The 15,510-nt window shown below is 52.2% G+C and carries 15 protein-coding genes and 3 tRNA genes; 9 read left to right on the top strand and 9 right to left on the bottom strand.

The window, feature by feature from the left end; genetic code table 11:
- The first annotated feature begins 26 nt into the window (after positions 1 to 26).
- From B2Q93_RS15735 to B2Q93_RS15725, 3 genes are all read left to right on the top strand, one after another.
- The gene (locus B2Q93_RS15735; RefSeq protein WP_286933720.1) at positions 27 to 2,561 is read left to right on the top strand and encodes a fimbria/pilus outer membrane usher protein; all 2,535 of its coding nucleotides are present in this window, start codon (positions 27 to 29) and stop codon (positions 2,559 to 2,561) included.
- Positions 2,545 to 3,498, top strand: coding sequence for a fimbrial protein (locus B2Q93_RS15730; RefSeq protein WP_286933719.1), 954 nt, complete (start codon positions 2,545 to 2,547; stop codon positions 3,496 to 3,498). The genes B2Q93_RS15735 and B2Q93_RS15730 overlap by 17 nt, the downstream gene beginning before the upstream one ends.
- A gap of 195 nt (positions 3,499 to 3,693) precedes the next feature.
- The gene (locus B2Q93_RS15725) at positions 3,694 to 4,068 is read left to right on the top strand and encodes a fimbrial protein (RefSeq protein WP_207292015.1); all 375 of its coding nucleotides are present in this window, start codon (positions 3,694 to 3,696) and stop codon (positions 4,066 to 4,068) included.
- A 116-nt stretch (positions 4,069 to 4,184) separates the two neighbouring features.
- Here the strand turns inward: B2Q93_RS15725 and B2Q93_RS15720 are convergent.
- Positions 4,185 to 4,260: transfer RNA gene (locus B2Q93_RS15720), tRNA-Asn, on the bottom strand.
- A gap of 322 nt (positions 4,261 to 4,582) precedes the next feature.
- Here B2Q93_RS15720 and nac point away from each other — a divergent pair.
- The 3 genes from nac (at position 4,583) to B2Q93_RS15705 (ending at position 7,872) form a co-directional block, all read left to right on the top strand.
- Entirely contained in the window at positions 4,583 to 5,500 is a 918-nt protein-coding gene (nac, locus tag B2Q93_RS15715) for a nitrogen assimilation transcriptional regulator NAC (protein WP_040074943.1), read from the top strand.
- 96 nt (positions 5,501 to 5,596) lie between these two features.
- The gene (cbl, locus tag B2Q93_RS15710; RefSeq protein ID WP_286933718.1) at positions 5,597 to 6,547 is read left to right on the top strand and encodes an HTH-type transcriptional regulator Cbl; all 951 of its coding nucleotides are present in this window, start codon (positions 5,597 to 5,599) and stop codon (positions 6,545 to 6,547) included.
- A gap of 317 nt (positions 6,548 to 6,864) precedes the next feature.
- Positions 6,865 to 7,872, top strand: a complete 1,008-nt coding sequence (locus tag B2Q93_RS15705; protein WP_286933716.1) for a hypothetical protein — start codon at positions 6,865 to 6,867, stop codon at positions 7,870 to 7,872.
- Between the two features lie 61 nt (positions 7,873 to 7,933).
- Here the strand turns inward: B2Q93_RS15705 and B2Q93_RS15700 are convergent.
- A tRNA-Asn gene (locus B2Q93_RS15700) sits at positions 7,934 to 8,009 on the bottom strand.
- Between the two features lie 100 nt (positions 8,010 to 8,109).
- Positions 8,110 to 8,907, bottom strand: coding sequence for a DgsA anti-repressor MtfA (mtfA, locus tag B2Q93_RS15695; protein ID WP_207292012.1), 798 nt, complete (start codon positions 8,905 to 8,907; stop codon positions 8,110 to 8,112).
- A 93-nt stretch (positions 8,908 to 9,000) separates the two neighbouring features.
- Between mtfA and B2Q93_RS15690 the strand changes: the two genes are divergently transcribed.
- Positions 9,001 to 9,090: transfer RNA gene (locus tag B2Q93_RS15690), tRNA-Ser, on the top strand.
- An 87-nt stretch (positions 9,091 to 9,177) separates the two neighbouring features.
- On the opposite strand, the gene B2Q93_RS15685 is transcribed toward B2Q93_RS15690, so the two are convergent.
- The 6 genes from B2Q93_RS15685 to B2Q93_RS15660 form a co-directional block, all read right to left on the bottom strand.
- Positions 9,178 to 10,200, bottom strand: a complete 1,023-nt coding sequence (locus tag B2Q93_RS15685; protein ID WP_286933990.1) for a tyrosine-type recombinase/integrase — start codon at positions 10,198 to 10,200, stop codon at positions 9,178 to 9,180.
- Positions 10,139 to 10,465 (bottom strand): DUF4224 domain-containing protein, encoded by a 327-nt coding sequence (locus B2Q93_RS15680; RefSeq protein WP_286933714.1) that lies wholly within the window; start codon positions 10,463 to 10,465, stop codon positions 10,139 to 10,141. The genes B2Q93_RS15685 and B2Q93_RS15680 overlap by 62 nt, the downstream gene beginning before the upstream one ends.
- Positions 10,466 to 10,486: 21 nt before the next feature.
- Positions 10,487 to 13,072, bottom strand: a complete 2,586-nt coding sequence (locus tag B2Q93_RS15675; RefSeq protein ID WP_286933712.1) for an exonuclease — start codon at positions 13,070 to 13,072, stop codon at positions 10,487 to 10,489.
- A gap of 152 nt (positions 13,073 to 13,224) precedes the next feature.
- The gene (locus tag B2Q93_RS15670) at positions 13,225 to 13,554 is read right to left on the bottom strand and encodes an Rrf2 family transcriptional regulator (RefSeq protein WP_286933711.1); all 330 of its coding nucleotides are present in this window, start codon (positions 13,552 to 13,554) and stop codon (positions 13,225 to 13,227) included.
- A 43-nt stretch (positions 13,555 to 13,597) separates the two neighbouring features.
- Entirely contained in the window at positions 13,598 to 13,780 is a 183-nt protein-coding gene (locus B2Q93_RS15665) for a DUF1482 family protein (protein WP_286933710.1), read from the bottom strand.
- A gap of 397 nt (positions 13,781 to 14,177) precedes the next feature.
- Positions 14,178 to 14,582, bottom strand: a complete 405-nt coding sequence (locus tag B2Q93_RS15660; RefSeq protein ID WP_286933709.1) for a helix-turn-helix domain-containing protein — start codon at positions 14,580 to 14,582, stop codon at positions 14,178 to 14,180.
- A 122-nt stretch (positions 14,583 to 14,704) separates the two neighbouring features.
- Between B2Q93_RS15660 and B2Q93_RS15655 the strand changes: the two genes are divergently transcribed.
- Complete coding sequence (locus B2Q93_RS15655) at positions 14,705 to 14,935, top strand: transcriptional regulator (RefSeq protein ID WP_286933707.1); 231 nt, start codon at positions 14,705 to 14,707, stop codon at positions 14,933 to 14,935.
- A 2-nt stretch (positions 14,936 to 14,937) separates the two neighbouring features.
- Positions 14,938 to 15,492 (top strand): toxin YdaT family protein, encoded by a 555-nt coding sequence (locus B2Q93_RS15650; protein ID WP_286933706.1) that lies wholly within the window; start codon positions 14,938 to 14,940, stop codon positions 15,490 to 15,492.
- The last annotated feature ends 18 nt before the right edge of the window (positions 15,493 to 15,510 follow it).

Below are 15,510 nucleotides of genomic sequence, written 5' to 3'. Positions count from 1 at the left end.
AAACCAGGGAATAGGTATTACGCGTTATGCAGAAGAAAATGTATCCCTGGTTTCCCCGGGCCCGTCTCGCCTGTCTGATTGCACTGGCGCTCCCCGCGGTCATGCAGAATGCCAGCGCGGAAGAGTATTTTAATCCGGCATTACTGGAAGTGGACAACCCTTCAATGAAAGGGGTCGATCTTTCACAATTTGAGGCCGGTGCTCAGGCGCCAGGTAAATATCGCGTGGAGGTCGTACTCAACGATCAAACGGTAGATACCCGCGAGATTGAATTTGTCCGCGTAGAAAATGCGCAAGGGGATCACAGCCTGCAGCCCTGCCTGTCGGAAGGGTTGCTGCAAAGCTATGGCGTAAAAACTGGGCTTTACCCCCGGCTCGATGACGGTCGCGGATGCGTTAATTTAGCCGCGATCCCCGAGGCGTCGGCTGATTTTATCTTCGGTTCACAAAAGCTGTTGTTAACCCTTCCTCAGGCGGCATTAACCTCGCAGGCCCGGGGCTATGTTGCGCCGGAGATGTGGGATGAGGGGATTAATGCTCTTTTACTGAATTACAGTCTCAGCGGCGACAATAGCTGGAGCAGAAACCGTACCTCTGATAACAGCAACAGCCAGTACGCCAACCTGCGTCCGGGGATCAATATCGGGCCGTGGCGCCTGCGCAATTACACCACCTGGAACCGTGATTCTGACGGTAAGGCGCGGTGGGATTCGGCCTATACCTATGCCCAGCGCAACATCGTGCCCTTAAAAAGCCAGATGACCCTCGGTGACAGCACCTCGCCTTCCGACGTCTTTGATAGCCTGCCCTTTCGCGGCGGCCAGCTGGCTTCCGACGACGATATGCTGCCCGATAGTCTGAAAGGCTATGCGCCGGTGGTGCGCGGTATTGCGCGTACCAATGCGCAAGTCATTGTGCGACAGAATGGTTACGTTATTTATCAGACCTATGTTGCGCCGGGCGCGTTTGAAATTACCGACATGTACCCAACCGGTGGCGCGGGCGATCTCAATGTCGCCGTAAAAGAGTCGGACGGGAGCGAACAGGATTTTGTTGTGCCTTTTGCGTCGGTTCCCGTGTTGCAGCGGGAAGGGCGGCTGAAGTACAGCCTGACGGGCGGTCACTATCGCCCCAGCGACAGCAATGTGGATAAAAAAAACCTCCTTCTTGGCACTGCTATTTATGGTCTGCCTCAGGGATTTACCTTGTACGGCGGCGTGCAGCAATCCACTCCGTACCAGGCTTACGCTCTGGGCGTCGGTAAAAATATGGGCGGAATGGGTGCGTTATCTGTCGATGTGACCCAGGCCTGGTCAAGCCCGAAAGGGGCGAGCTCGTCGAAGGGACAAGCCTGGCGCATACGCTTCAGTAAGAATTTTACCGATACCGGAACCACCTTCTCTGCCACCAGCTACCGCTACTCCACGGCAGGTTATTACGGTATGCAGGAGGTGCTGGACTCCTGGAGTGACGATAATACCCTGCAGGATCGTCGCCGCAGCCGGGCCGAGCTGACGCTAAGCCAGACGCTGGGACCCGCTTATGGCTCTCTTAGCGGCAGCGCAATCCGGGAGGATTACTGGAACGCCAGCAAGACCATGAGCTCGTACAGCCTGAGCTATAACAACACCTGGCAGGGTATCTCATGGGGGATCAATTACACCTACAGCAACAACGCCAGCGCGGGGGGCGGCAACGAAGGGAAAACCTACCCGAAAGACCAGATTTTTGCGGTGAATGTCAGTATTCCGCTCGACCGGTTCCTGAGCCATACCTGGGCCAATTACGGCCTGAATACCAGTAAACAGGGGGAGACCACCCATTCGCTGGGGTTGAGTGGCACAGCCATGCAGGGGGATGCGCTGAGCTGGAGCCTGCAGCAAGGCTATGGGAATGACGGTGCAGGGCATTCGGGTAATGTCAGCGCCGATTACCACGGGACCTATGGCGAAGTCATCGGCGGTTATAGCTATGACGAAACCCGCCAGCGGATGAACTATGGCCTGAACGGCGGCATTCTGGCGCATGCCGACGGCATTACCCTGGCACAGCCTTTCGGCGAAACGCTGGCGCTGGTCAAAGCGCCAGGCGCATCCGGCGTCGGCGTGACCGGTCAGTCCGGCGTGAAGACCGACTATCGCGGCTATACCGTAGTCAGCAATATCTCCCCGTATCGTAAAAATACCCTTTCCCTGGATCCGGCGACCTTATCCGATGACGTTGATCTGCAGTTAACCACGCAGACCGTGATCCCCACGCGAGGCGCCATCGTGTGCGCGCAATATATCGCCAACGTCGGTAATCGCGTCCTGATGACGCTGACCCAAACCGATGGTCGGCCTGTGCCTTTTGGCACGACGGTCACCCTGAGAGGCGAGCAAAACGGGGCGGGATTCATCGTGGGAGACGCGGGGCAAGTCTATTTAACCGGGCTACCCGTTAACGGTGATCTCCTGGCGCAATGGGGCAAGGAAAAGAATGAGCAGTGCCGGGTGAACTTTACCCTTCATCAGCAGGATGCAGAATCAGGAGTGGTGCTAAGCAATGAACATTGCAAATAAAATTGGGTTAAATAACGCCCTCAGGTTTTTTATGCTGGTGATAATCTTTGGCGTCAGCGAGCCGGCCTGCGCAACCTGTAATTTTGCCAGCGGCATGGAGCCACAAACTCTTGGGTTCACACCCAGCGGGGTTATTGTGCAGCGGGATGCGCCGGTGGGGTCGGTAATATACTCCAGCTCTTCCGGTGAGGGGGCGACATTACTGAGTTGTACCGGCGACAATACCAACTATTACAAGATGACCTATCTTGGCGGGATACCCACTTCTATTGCTCACGCCTATGCCACCAATATTCCAGGCGTCGCCATAGAGGTTGATTTGGGCTGGGGAAAATTAGACAACCCGGCGTCAACAGACCAAACGGGCAACGCTACGGTGAATATGCCGTGGGTAAGATATCGGTTATATAAAACAGGGGATATCCAACCGGGATCATTTACGGTAGCACAGTTAGGCACCTGGACCGTTTCCGGTATCACGCCGGTGACCATTAATCTGATGGGGGGCTATGTTGCACAGGTCGCCTGTTCTGTCACGACGCCCCAGTTAACATTTCCTGTTGGGAATGTATTGAATTCAGAATTCGGTACAACGGTCGGTTTTATTGCAGCGAAAACCAGCACCCAAAATCTCGGGCTGAATTGCGACAGAAATGCAAATATCAACGTGACATTAAATGGCACGCAAAATCCAGATGTAAGTGACGCCAGCGTACTGGCACTGAATAATCAAGGGAGGGCAAATACAGCGCAAGGCGTTGGAGTACAGTTATTATATGATGGGAAACCACTTATTATTAACAGCACACTTGCATTAAAACACTCCAGCGGCGGGAGCGAAACATTTCCTATTACTGCGCGTTATTATCAAACAAAAAACCATGTATCCGTCGGCGAAGCCAATAGTTCAGCTACGCTCACGCTGACATATCAATAATCCAATGTAATCTCTAAATACCGATGCCAAGGCAGGCTAAAAATGAAAAAATATTTATGTTATGTGGCGGGTTCCGTTTCGGCCATGCTGTTTGCGGGAAATATCTATGCGGCAGATAACGTTAATATTAACGTAACAGGAAAAGTGATTGCTTCACCGTGTACAACAATTAATGGGGGTTCAAATGCGCTGAATGTGGACTTAGGACAAGCTATTCAGGCGTCCAGCCTGGCAACAGCGGGCGCAGGTACCACGTTAAAAACCTTCGATCTCCCCGTGGCGGGCTGCCCGGCAAGTACCACCAACGTGAAGGTGACCTTTACTGGCACACCTGATTCTGGCGACAGCACCCTGTGGGCAAACAGTGCCGCTAATGCGGCAGCCAACACCGCTGTCGAGTTATCGCAGCAGACGACCGACACCATATTGAGCAATAACAGCTCACTGATTGGTGCCGTCAGCGAGGGCAGTACGACGTTTAAACTGCAGGCACGCGTGCTGTCAAAAGCGGGTTCGGTGATGCCCGGCGATGTCTCGTCGGTCATTGTGGCCGCGTTTGAATACCAGTAAATCAGGACGCGTTGTCTTAGTCGGGCCAGGGCAGAAGGCCATGCGCACTCTGCCCGAACCCTTAAGGGCAAACGTAAAAAAACCGCTCAGGTTTCCCTGAGCGGTTTCTTAAAATTTGGCTCCTCTGACTGGACTCGAACCAGTGACATACGGATTAACAGTCCGCCGTTCTACCGACTGAACTACAGAGGAATCGTGTGAACGGGGCGAATATTAGCGGCGTCCGATGCGCTTGTCAAAGGGGGAAAACCGCCTTGTGTATCGTTTGCTGACAAAATCAACAAAGTGCTGATTTTGCCAACGGATTGCACAGATTTGGTGCACTCATACCCCTAATGGGGCAGATCAGAAACCACTGTTACGCTTCTCTTTTTGCGATTAACAATTGGAATCTCTTATTTTCAGGCGCTTAGCGAACATATCCGACCTCATCTCCAAATCTGGCAAGCATCTTGCAAAACCCCTTACAACAATTCGCGCCGGAACCGGCAACGCATTTCGTACAGGGGGCAAAATGAACTTAAGACGACTGAAATACTTCGTAAAAATCGTCGACATCGGTAGCCTGACTCAGGCCGCAGAAGTGCTGCATATTGCGCAGCCCGCGTTGAGCCAACAGGTTGCTACTCTGGAAGGCGAAATGGATCAGCAGCTGTTAATCCGTACCAAGCGCGGCGTCACGCCAACGGAAGCCGGAAAGATCCTTTATACCCATGCACGGACTATTTTGCGTCAGTGCGAACAGGCACAGCTGGCGGTGTGCAACGTCGGGCAGACGCTAACCGGACAGGTTTCAATTGGCCTGGCGCCCGGAACGGCGGCCTCCTCTGTGACCATGCCGCTGCTGCAGGCAGTTCGCGCCGAACTGCCAGAAGTACTGGTTTATCTGCATGAGAACAGCGGCTCCGTCCTGAACGATAAATTACTGAGCGGCCAGCTGGATATGGCCGTGCTCTACGATCGTTCGCCGGTGGCAGGCATCACCAGCCAGCCGTTGCTAAAAGAAGATCTTTTCCTGGTAGGAACGCGCGATTGCCCAGGGCAGAGCGTGGATCTCACGGCCGTCGCAGAGATGAACCTCTTCCTGCCCCGTGATTACAGCGCCGTACGCCTGCGTGTCGATGAGGCCTTTTCCCTGCGCCGCCTGACGGCGAAAATCATCGGTGAAATCGACTCTATCTCGACCCTGACTGCGGCGATCGCCAGCGGTATGGGCGTGACGGTTCTGCCTGAATCTGCCGCGCGTTCTCTCTGCAGTGCAGCGAACGGCTGGATGGCCCGTATTACTACGCCTTCGATGAGTTTGCCGCTCTCGCTTAATGTCTCTGCCCGCGGTTCGTTGTCACCTCAGGCTCAGGCGGTTAAAGAGATCCTGATGTCGTTGGTGAGTCGTCCATCGCTGGAGAATCGAGAACTGCAGTTGGTGAGCTAATATTCCATAAAAGCATAAGATGCGGGTTTTTATTATTTGTTCTCGTGGTAGGCAGGCTCTAACAATAGAGCCATGTCAGATGCCCCGGAGCGAACAGTGAACTTCCAGCAACTTAAAATTATTCGCGAGGCGGCCCGTCGGGATTACAACCTGACCGAGGTCGCCAATATGCTTTATACCTCTCAGTCCGGCGTCAGTCGTCATATCCGTGAGCTGGAAGAGGAGCTGGGTATCGAGATTTTCATCCGCCGCGGTAAGCGTCTGCTGGGGATGACCGAACCGGGAAAAGCGCTGCTGTCCATCGCAGAGCGTATTCTCAACGAAGCCAGTAACGTTCGCCGTCTGGCCGACCTCTTTACCAACGATGCCTCCGGGGTGCTGACTATCGCCACTACCCATACCCAGGCACGTTACAGTCTGCCGCCGGTGATTAAGGCTTTCCGCGAGCTGTTTCCGCAGGTGCGCCTGGAGCTGATCCAGGGGACACCCCAGGAGATAGACGTTCTGCTGCAAAATGGCGGGGCGGATATCGGTATCGCCAGCGAGCGCTTAAGCAATGATCCGCAACTGGTGGCTTTTCCCTGGTTCCGCTGGCATCACACGCTCCTGCTGCCGACCGATCACCCCCTGACGCAGATAAACCCACTTACGCTGGAAGAGATCAATAAATGGCCGTTGATTACCTATCGGCAGGGTATTACCGGGCGTTCGCGCATCGATGAAGCCTTTCATCGTAAAGGGTTAACGCCAGACATTGTGCTCAGCGCCCAGGACTCCGACGTGATTCGCACCTACGTCGTGCTGGGCCTGGGAATCGGGCTGGTGGCCGAGCAGTCCGGCACTGAGAGCGAGCCGGGTAATCTGGTGCGCCTAGATACACGCCACCTTTTCGATGCCAATACGGTCTGGCTTGGTCTGAAGCGCGGCCAACTGCAGCGTAACTACGTCTGGCGTTTCATTGAACTCTGTAACGCCGGCCTGTCGGTGGATGAAATTAAGCGCCAGGCCATGGAGCCGGAAGAGGTGGCGCTTGATTATCAGATTTAGAACCCGCGCACCTGCGAAAAAAGCCTGCCTTGCGCAGGTTTTTTTATGCCCGCACTGGCGCGCGTTGCGACAATGGTCGCACGCAAAAGTGTAGGTTTAATCCCCATCAGACTTATGGCGAAGCCTCACTCGCACATCCTGTAAAGGTAGATACCTTTTTATCTGTCAGCCAGGCACACTCCCTCCTGTAGCTTTACACCTATACAGCTTGTGTTCTATGTTCAGGAGATCCCGTATGGGCGATCAAAACGACGGACAGTTTTGATGAGTGGTTTGATTTGCAGGGCTGCAACACAACATCAGGAGCCAGAGACAAGATGGACGGTGAATTAATTTTTTGTACCGATTCGGTACTGCGTTTCCGCTCACATTACGATGAGAAAACAGCGTTGCCCTTGCTGGCAATACAGAACACCACTGCCGCTACCGATCCCTGGTTCCTCCTCAGATTTTTTCGCCATCCCGTCATCATTGAAGCAGGAACAACCCTTGCCAATATCTTCGTGGCGATTGAGCCCTGGAAAGACCTGCTTGGCGCCTATCTCGACAGAGATGTCGGCGCATGGATTGACGAGGCAAGAAAACCTTCCAGCCCTGGCACCGTGGATCTGGAGTGGATTGGCATTGATCGCCGAAGTTCAGTCTATCGCTGCTGGGTGCGGGAAGGCATGGAGGAGAGCGAAGACGTGAGCGACTATTTTAATCGCGAGCGCCTCTCCACCGATGAATTTGATATTGAAACCGTCTGCGATGCGTCTGGTTTTATCCAGGGCGAGAAGGAGCGCTGGAGTCTGAGTGAGAATATCCACGAAATTAAAAACTTGCCGGTTATTCTCTACAACAAGCAGACGCTCACGGTTTCGCAGAAAGAGGAACTGCTCAATGAACAGGTCTCGGGAGTGCGGCGCAGCGAACGTGGCCTCTACGTTTACGGCGACACGACCTTTGCCTTCTTCGAGGTGATGGAAGCGTTATTTATTAGCGGGTTATTTTTCTATTCACCGAACGCGGCAGAAAACAACCTGGCGTTCTTAACCAGCAGGCTCAACGAGCTGGAGAACACCCTTACCGGGGAAGGGGAGCGCGAACCCAGCGAACGTCATGACGATCAGCCTGTCAAGATTGAGGTCGTTGAAGGGGCGTTTGATACCCTGATAAGTGACATGGAGTCGGAGGCAGAGGCGTGGCAACAGCTGAAAAAAGCGTGCCAGCAAGCCGATGCGTTATCAGTGCGAATTGGCGTTATCACGCCTGCAGAGCCGCCAGAAATGCGCCTCTGCGGTGAGGTGCTCAACCGTGACGCCCCGGAGCGCGGTGGAAAATAGCAAAAATGCGTCCCGGACGCAGAAAAGCAAAAAGCCTGCTTAAAAGCAGGCTTTTCAAATTTGGCTCCTCTGACTGGACTCGAACCAGTGACATACGGATTAACAGTCCGCCGTTCTACCGACTGAACTACAGAGGAATCGTGTGAACGAGGCGCATGTTAATGGCCTCGCTATTTTGTGTCAACACTAAATTTAACGCACTGAATCAACTGATTAATTAAGCCACAAACCGCTGATTTAATGTACCTGAACGCCTGTATCGCCATCACGCGCTTCGTTATTACGAATTCCCTGCAGGGGATCTTGCTGATAAAAATGGCAGAACCGTTGCCAGAGCGACGGGAAGCGAGGGGCGAACAGTTCAGGGGCGCTGAAGAAGTATTCGGACAGCACGGCGAAACACTCCGCCGGATCGGTTGCGGCGTAAGCATCTATGCTTGCTGCACTCTCTCCCACCAGATCGATCTCATCCTGAATATTGTTCATGGCGGCATGGAGATCGTGCTCCCAGCCTGCGACTTCCCGCAGCGGGATAAAGGGCACACCGCTCGCGCGATCGCCATTGCGGGTGTCGAGCTTATGCGCCACCTCATGCACGATAAGGTTAAATCCGGAGGCGTCGAAGGAGTCCTGAATATCGAGCCAGTTCAGGATAATGGGCCCCTGTTGCCAGCTCTGGCCAGATTGCACCATGCGTTGATTGTGCACCAGCCCGATGTCATCTTCCCACTCGTCATCGACGACGAAGGGGGCGGGGTAGATTAGCACTTCGTGGAAACCATCCAGCCACTCAATACCGAGTTTAAGCACGGGTAGGCAGAAGAGCAGGGCGATACGCGCACTCTTCTGTTCATCAAGCTCAAAACCTTGCAGCGCAACCAGGCGTTTTTGCTGTAAAAAACGTTCTGCCAGCTGAGCGAGTTGATGTTTATCCTCGTCCGGAAGCCAGGCCAACACCGGGATCGCCAGCGCTTCTTCCCAGGGGAATGCCGTGTTACGCGCGGATTCATTAGATTTCCAGGGCCACTTAATCATCGCTTTGCTCGCAAACTCGTCACTTGAACAAAATTGAACGGTTATGGACTGTTAAAATGCCAAATTACCTGGCATCATGGCAACCATCAAAACGGAGAGATGCCGGAGCGGCTGAACGGACCGGTCTCGAAAACCGGAGTAGGGGCAACTCTACCGGGGGTTCAAATCCCCCTCTCTCCGCCACTATTCAAGCACTTACCCGCTCCGCTTTCAACGAGCCCGGTCACACTTGGTATGATATTGGTATACTCTCTTGGTATATTTCCTGCTTTAGTCCCCATCTGAATTATCTAAAACAGGCCTGTCCAAGGTCGGCGAGATCTTAACTTTTCTGTCATAGACTAACACTTGGCTTTCGGTTTTGTGGCCAGAGAAAAGCTGCTTCTCTTTAGAAGATCCTTCATAGTCAGAAATACCTTTTGCCTTGATATCGTGAAACGTGCAATTCAGTTGCCGGCCGAGCTTTTCACCTGCTGCAGCACGCGCCTCTTCCCATAGATCGTTGTAGCCACTCTTCGAATATTTTGTTTTTTTACTACTGCAGATCACCGTTTCTTTACCGCCAAGACTCCTGCCTATTTCTACAGCATTTTTCAACCGTTCGTTCCATGCCTTGATCTGCTTTATTCCCGTTTTGCCCTGCTGAATAAATATTCCCTTCTCGCTTATCTGTGACCATTTCAATGACCTCACATCTGAAACGCGAGCTGCGCACAGATAAGATATTTCCATTCCGGCGCGTAGTGCTGGCGCGGCTTCATCATAAATGGCCTGATATTCTTCATCTGTGATGTAAACCTCCCGCGCTTTGAGTGTGAATTTTCTGATGCCCTTGCACGGGTTTCCTTTCACATAGCCACGCTCATATCCCCAGCCAAAAACTCGAGACATACTGGCGACTTCTTGGTTCGCCTGGGTCTTACTACCTAGGCCTCGACGATCCATAAAGATGCGGACCTGCTCAATCTTGATATCATCGGCCATCATCTTGCCGAACACCGCCAGCAATTGCTTCTGGTGCTGCCTGTAATCCTTCTGAGTCCTGGGGGCTAGCTCGGTAAAGGTTGGGCTTTCCAAAAACATATTCCAGAGTTTGGAAAAAGTCATAACGTCATGACGTTTCGCCTTTTCTTCTTCATAACGCTGCCAGAGTTTTGACATGCTAGTGTCACGGATCTTTCCCAGCGTAATGCTTAGCTTCGTCCCTTTTGGCTTCCAGACGTAACTGTATTTATTTTTGGTAACCCGCGGAGGCAATTGAGCGTCCTTTGGATCCTTTCGTGGTCTTCCCATAAATGGCGTCGTAGTCAGGTTCTGTTGCAACATGTTCGTCAACCTTTGGTAATTCAGTCGTATTTGGTGCCAGATTTCGACGCAAAACAATTGGCCTGTTTCTACCATCCGTAGTGAATGGGATGCCGTGGCAACGCAGCTGGCGCTGCTGCTCTGTGTAACGCCGATAGCCCGTAATCTCTGCAATTTCCGCTGGTGACAGTGTAAGTTCGTGCATGGCTATCACCTCAGATAGCCAGCCAGTAAACAATAACTGGCTGGACATTGAATTTCTGTAAATGAAAAATCAGTTTTCGGTCAGGTGCTGCCAGATGGCAGAAACATATTTCGCCTGATGCCGGGCATCCGCCAGGGCATGATGCGGATCACCTTCGAAGGGGATGTCGTAGCGGCAATTCAGTCCGACAGCTTTTCCCAGCTCAACGACGGTTCGCACGTCCCGGTAATTCCAGTGCGGAATAGGGAAGGGGGTGTCAGCCAATTCAAATGCAGCTTCCAGGAGGGAACAATCAAACGAACTACCATTCCCCCAAAGCTGCACATTCTTAGAGCCGTTGGCTGCGTTTTCAGCAATGAAGTCGAGAAGCTGCTCGAGTGCTTGTACCAGCCCGACCGTATCATCGACCACGATTGCAGATCGGGCTTCCGGCGATTGCTTCAGCCACCAGAGAATGGTACTGGCGTCTGGCCTGGCCCCGAATGACATCGACGATTCGAGGTCAATCACCTGATAATGCTCGGCGCCAGTTGTCCCGCTGGACGGATCAAAGAATACTGCCCCGACTGAAACGATCGGCGCGCCAGGTTTATTACCCATAGTTTCAAGATCCACCATCAGGTGCGTGAACAAGGTTTCCGAATTAGCGGAACCACGATCCAGCGCTTCCAGCTCTTCTTTCAGACCTGTCTCCATCTCCGCATAGACTGCATCGCCAGCCACTGCGCCGCAGTCAGGACAACCGCCGCCACCTTCGGTACCACAGTCGGAGCAGTAGGTCTGCGCTACTGCATCTGTTTGCGTAGCAATTGCATCAGCGCTTTCGCCTGGTGATACCGCATCAGTAACTTCGACTTTCTCTGGCTGAGCCTCTTCCATCTGCACATCGCTGGTGGTCTCCGTTACTGTTTCCGTTTTTTCGACTTCGTTTGAGGTGTTATTGATGACCGGGTCAGTATTTCCACCCATCAGGCCATCAATGGAGAACATGCCGCCGCCGAGGTTGGCGACCTGCGGTTGGCTGGCGGACTTAGGAAGGTTCTGCGTTTCTGCTTCATCTTGATCAGCGAGTTTTTGCTCACCTGCTTCTACCCATTTTGGCAATACGTGTTGCTCAGCAGCTGGCGCAGGCACAGTCACCAACTCAGTTGCAGCATTGAATTCAGCCGTCATCGTCTGGTTAATGAACTCCAGGTGAGCAACAGGCGTCAGGTGGATGTTCTCCGGTGCGATGCGTACCAGGTTGAAGATGGCTGCACGGTTTACCGACAGAATGCCAGGCTGATTGCGAAGGATCGCACTCCAGGACTTCCAGGGCTGCTCTTTGCTGGCGACAATCTCTTTGGCGCGGCGGTGAATGCTGCCAGGGATTTCACGATGGTTAAAGTCCATAGGAAGTAGGGCACAGGCGATTTCCTGATCCAGAGTATCCAGCGTGTGATGGGCACCTTCACCGCGGTCGGTGATAAAACCGCCGTCTGCATTGGTGCCTGAGTCAGTGCGCTGCACATTACTGATACGGTTGCCGGCAGCCCATTCGCGCGCCAGGATACCGCGGTTGATGTAATCAGTTGCAGCCCATATTCTGGTGAAACGGAGTACCAGAGCCAACTCGTGACGCTTATCCTGACTGAATACCTTGCGAATGGCGTCGGTGAAACGCCAAAGATCCTTGGTGTCGTACCCCTTCACTTCCGGGCAGCTCTCAGCGGCTAGCAGCAAGTTCTGGACGTAGCTGTTATCAGTATCCATTTCAAGCACGCCAAGCGCTGCGAATTCTTCACGGGTTACGTGGTGACGCAGTTCGTCAGCAGTGAACTGGGCGAGCAACTGTTTACGAAAGGGCATCTGCACAACGGGATAACGGGTGTCTTCGTCGTCATGCTCGTCAATCACCAGACCTTGCTCGACTTGCCCGGTGCCGTCAGCTGCATCGGTTTCAAAACTTGCTTTAATCAGTGGGAATTTGCCGTTCAACCAGTCCTCTACCAGCTGGTTACGATCGCCAGTTTCTGCTTTCGTCCAGTCGGACATGAAAGCTGCGATAACATCAGCTTTATGTTCTTCGCCCTGAGCGAAAATATTTTTAACCGCCTGAACCAGTTTCCATTCAGCGTGCAGGCTGAGTTCATCAACTTCAGGCGTTTCGCTTTTGGCCTGAAGCAGGGTCTGGAGATATGTGTTGCCTTCATCCAGCGACATTTCGCTGGCAACCAACTGCTGCTCTTTAGTTATATGTGTTTGATATTTGCTGCTGGTCAGGTGCACGGCAAAGCGGACAGCTGGAGTACGGTTTTCTAACGATACGGTCTCTTCTCCAGTCGTAACGTCAGCAGCGATGTTCACATCGTCAGGAATGGTGGCTTCAACGGTACCAGCAGCCTTTGGTAGCCAGGTGCGTCCGTCGTCCTGCAGTTCGTAGCGTTCGCACCAGGTGTAGTCAACTGCGCCTTCTTTAGGCAAATCGTTACACACTGGCAGGTCAGTGCGGATCGGCTTGGCGTAATCTTTACCGCGGCCGGTTTCAATTTCGGCGTCTTCAAGCGCGACATCCAGCTGCAGGTTGGCGCGCGCTGCACTTTTCGCAGTGAACCAGATCACGACATCTTTCTTGCCTGATTTTTGCGTTGCCTTGATTAAATGAAAGAATTCCATATCGGGTCCTTAAATTTGGTTGTAAGATACCCGCAGCTAATGATTGCCGCCTTGGGTAGTGGTCATTGGTCAAAACTCGATTCCGGAAAGCTTTGGTCGGCTGACCGGGTACTTAACCCGCCTTGCGCGGGTTTTGTGCTTTTTGGGCGCTGCTATTTTTTCTTGAGCTGGGAGACCAGCACTAAGTCGAGCGCATCCAGCACGGGATCGAAGGCAGTGTTCTCAGGTACTTTACTGACAGCCCGGATCACCTCTGATACTGAAATCTCACCATCGCGTGGCACATAGCCGCCGCCCGGCCCTCTATGCGATATAACAAGTTTTCCGCGGCGCAGCTGTTTAAATATTTGCTCAAGGTATGAAATCGAGAGCTTCGATTCTTTACTTACTGCTGCGATTGTTACCGGAGCGCCGTTATAGATGGTGTCCAAAACTGCAATGGCCTGGACAGATGCCATTACTCGCTTCATACCGAATTCCATAATTGGTTTCCTTCGAGGCCTGCGGCCATTGGTCAAAACTCGATTAAAAACGAAACGCAGGCTGTTGGTCGTCAGCCGCTTTATATGGGTAACAGTCTCCTTTCACATGCTGCTCTGCGGCAGCTGCTTCACATACTTTCTCGCTCTGATAAATACCGAGCATGATGTCTGAACATTCGCCGGTGAGGGCGCAGACGGTTACGATCAAAGCGAAGAAAGAGCTCATGCGTTTAACTCTGGATTGCCTTTAATGCAAAGCACCCTCCACAGAAAACGGAATGGTGCGGTGAACGCATTCCCGCGAACGGCCTGAATGCGTGCTGGCTGACGTGCGAAATCAATCATGGTTATCTCCTGTGTGCCCTTAACGCCAGGCTGGCGGAACGGTAAACCTGCTGCGCGAATGTATTGTCATCTCATCCGGTGTTTCGTATGTCGCCGGCAACTACTTCGTGGGCGTCCTGCCTTGATGACTGATTTTCTAAAATCAGACTACAAATTTAGTTTTCATTGGTCAAGGATTTAGTGAAAATAAAAACTTCAATGAAGGCGTAAGCTTTCGCTATACGTAGATTTGAGGCGAAAAAAAAGCCGCGTACGCGGCTGTTTAAGGGGGGAGACAATCAGTTATCAGAGGATGGGGGCTCGATTTTTCTCTTCTTCAGAAATTCGGCCATAAACTTATCCAGCTCATCAAGCCTATCGTTTGCAAGAGTTATAAAGCGATCTTGCTCTATTTCTGGCAACTGATCGAAGACTTCAAGTAACCGTCTCTGCTTTTCATTAAGGACAGTTTTGCTCTCTGTGGTTTCCTTAAGCCATCGCTCTTCTTCATCAGACATGAAGAACCAATACAAGGGCTTATCAAGAGCTTCAGGGAGTAAAGCCAACTTTTCTTTTCGTGGAATTATACCTGAATTGCACCAGCCACTGACCGATTGAGAGTTTACACCAACACGTCGGCCTAACTCAGACTGAGATATGCCTGCCTCTTCAAGGGCTCTTATAAGTCGTTCTTCAAAGTTCATATTCATATCCAAATCAAACCATTAAACAAGGATACAAAGTTTCTTTGTAGTTGGGATCGTTCTATTTTCTTGACAATGAAAATTTTATTTTCAATCATATGAAGACAATTTAAGGAGATGATATGAACGAACAGACCCAGAAAAGAATACTTTTGCTTTGTGGTAGCCAGTCCGAGTTAGCGCGCCGGCTTGGTAAAAACTCACAAACTGTCTCAGCTTGGTTCCGCGCGCAAGTAGCAAGTACTGAGGTTCTTAATGCTTGCAGGGCTTTGAATTGGGAAATTACTCCGCACGAATTACGTCCGGATCTATATCCAAACCCAACAGATGGATTACCTCAGAAGGAAGCTTAATCATGCAGTCAGCCACATATCATCATCATAACCAGCATCTCGCTGCACCGCTGAAAACTCAAAATCAGTTTATGGCGCGTCGGCGAGATAGCTTCAGGCACCGTTCCTTACTGGAGGCAGTGCGGGAGTGGGAATCCTCTTTACCTGGCCAGGCTCAGGAAAAGATCGCGCAGCTGGTGGCCGAGCAGTGGGCTAAGGAAGGGGGCCGCGGTATAGCGGTCAATAAGCAGAACCTATTCCGCTATCTGAAGAATGAGGGAAGCTCGGATAAATACACTGCTTACGTTATGCAGCTGTCGGACGCAATTGTCGCAGCTATGCCTGTAGAGATTGCCAGAAAACATGGCCTCAGTAATGCCAGAACGGAAGCCGAACTGGTGGCGAATGCAATCAAGGAATGCAGTGAGGCACACCAAGCGAAGCTGCTGGGAGCACCGTTGCAGAAACTTGAGAAGGAAATCCGTGAAGCCGCAATCGCTTTATTCAACATGTTACCTGCTGACGCGGCGGGACCACTAATGGCGAGTATTAGCGCCGTAGCGCCGCAATTTTTTTAATCGAGTTTTGAACAATGA

It is taken from the genome of Leclercia sp. UBA5958 (genome assembly GCF_002430365.1).
Taxonomy (GTDB): Bacteria; Pseudomonadota; Gammaproteobacteria; order Enterobacterales; family Enterobacteriaceae; genus Enterobacter; species Enterobacter pneumoniae.
The sequence above is the reverse complement of the archived record's forward strand: the minus strand, read 5'-3'. Positions and strand labels throughout refer to the sequence as shown.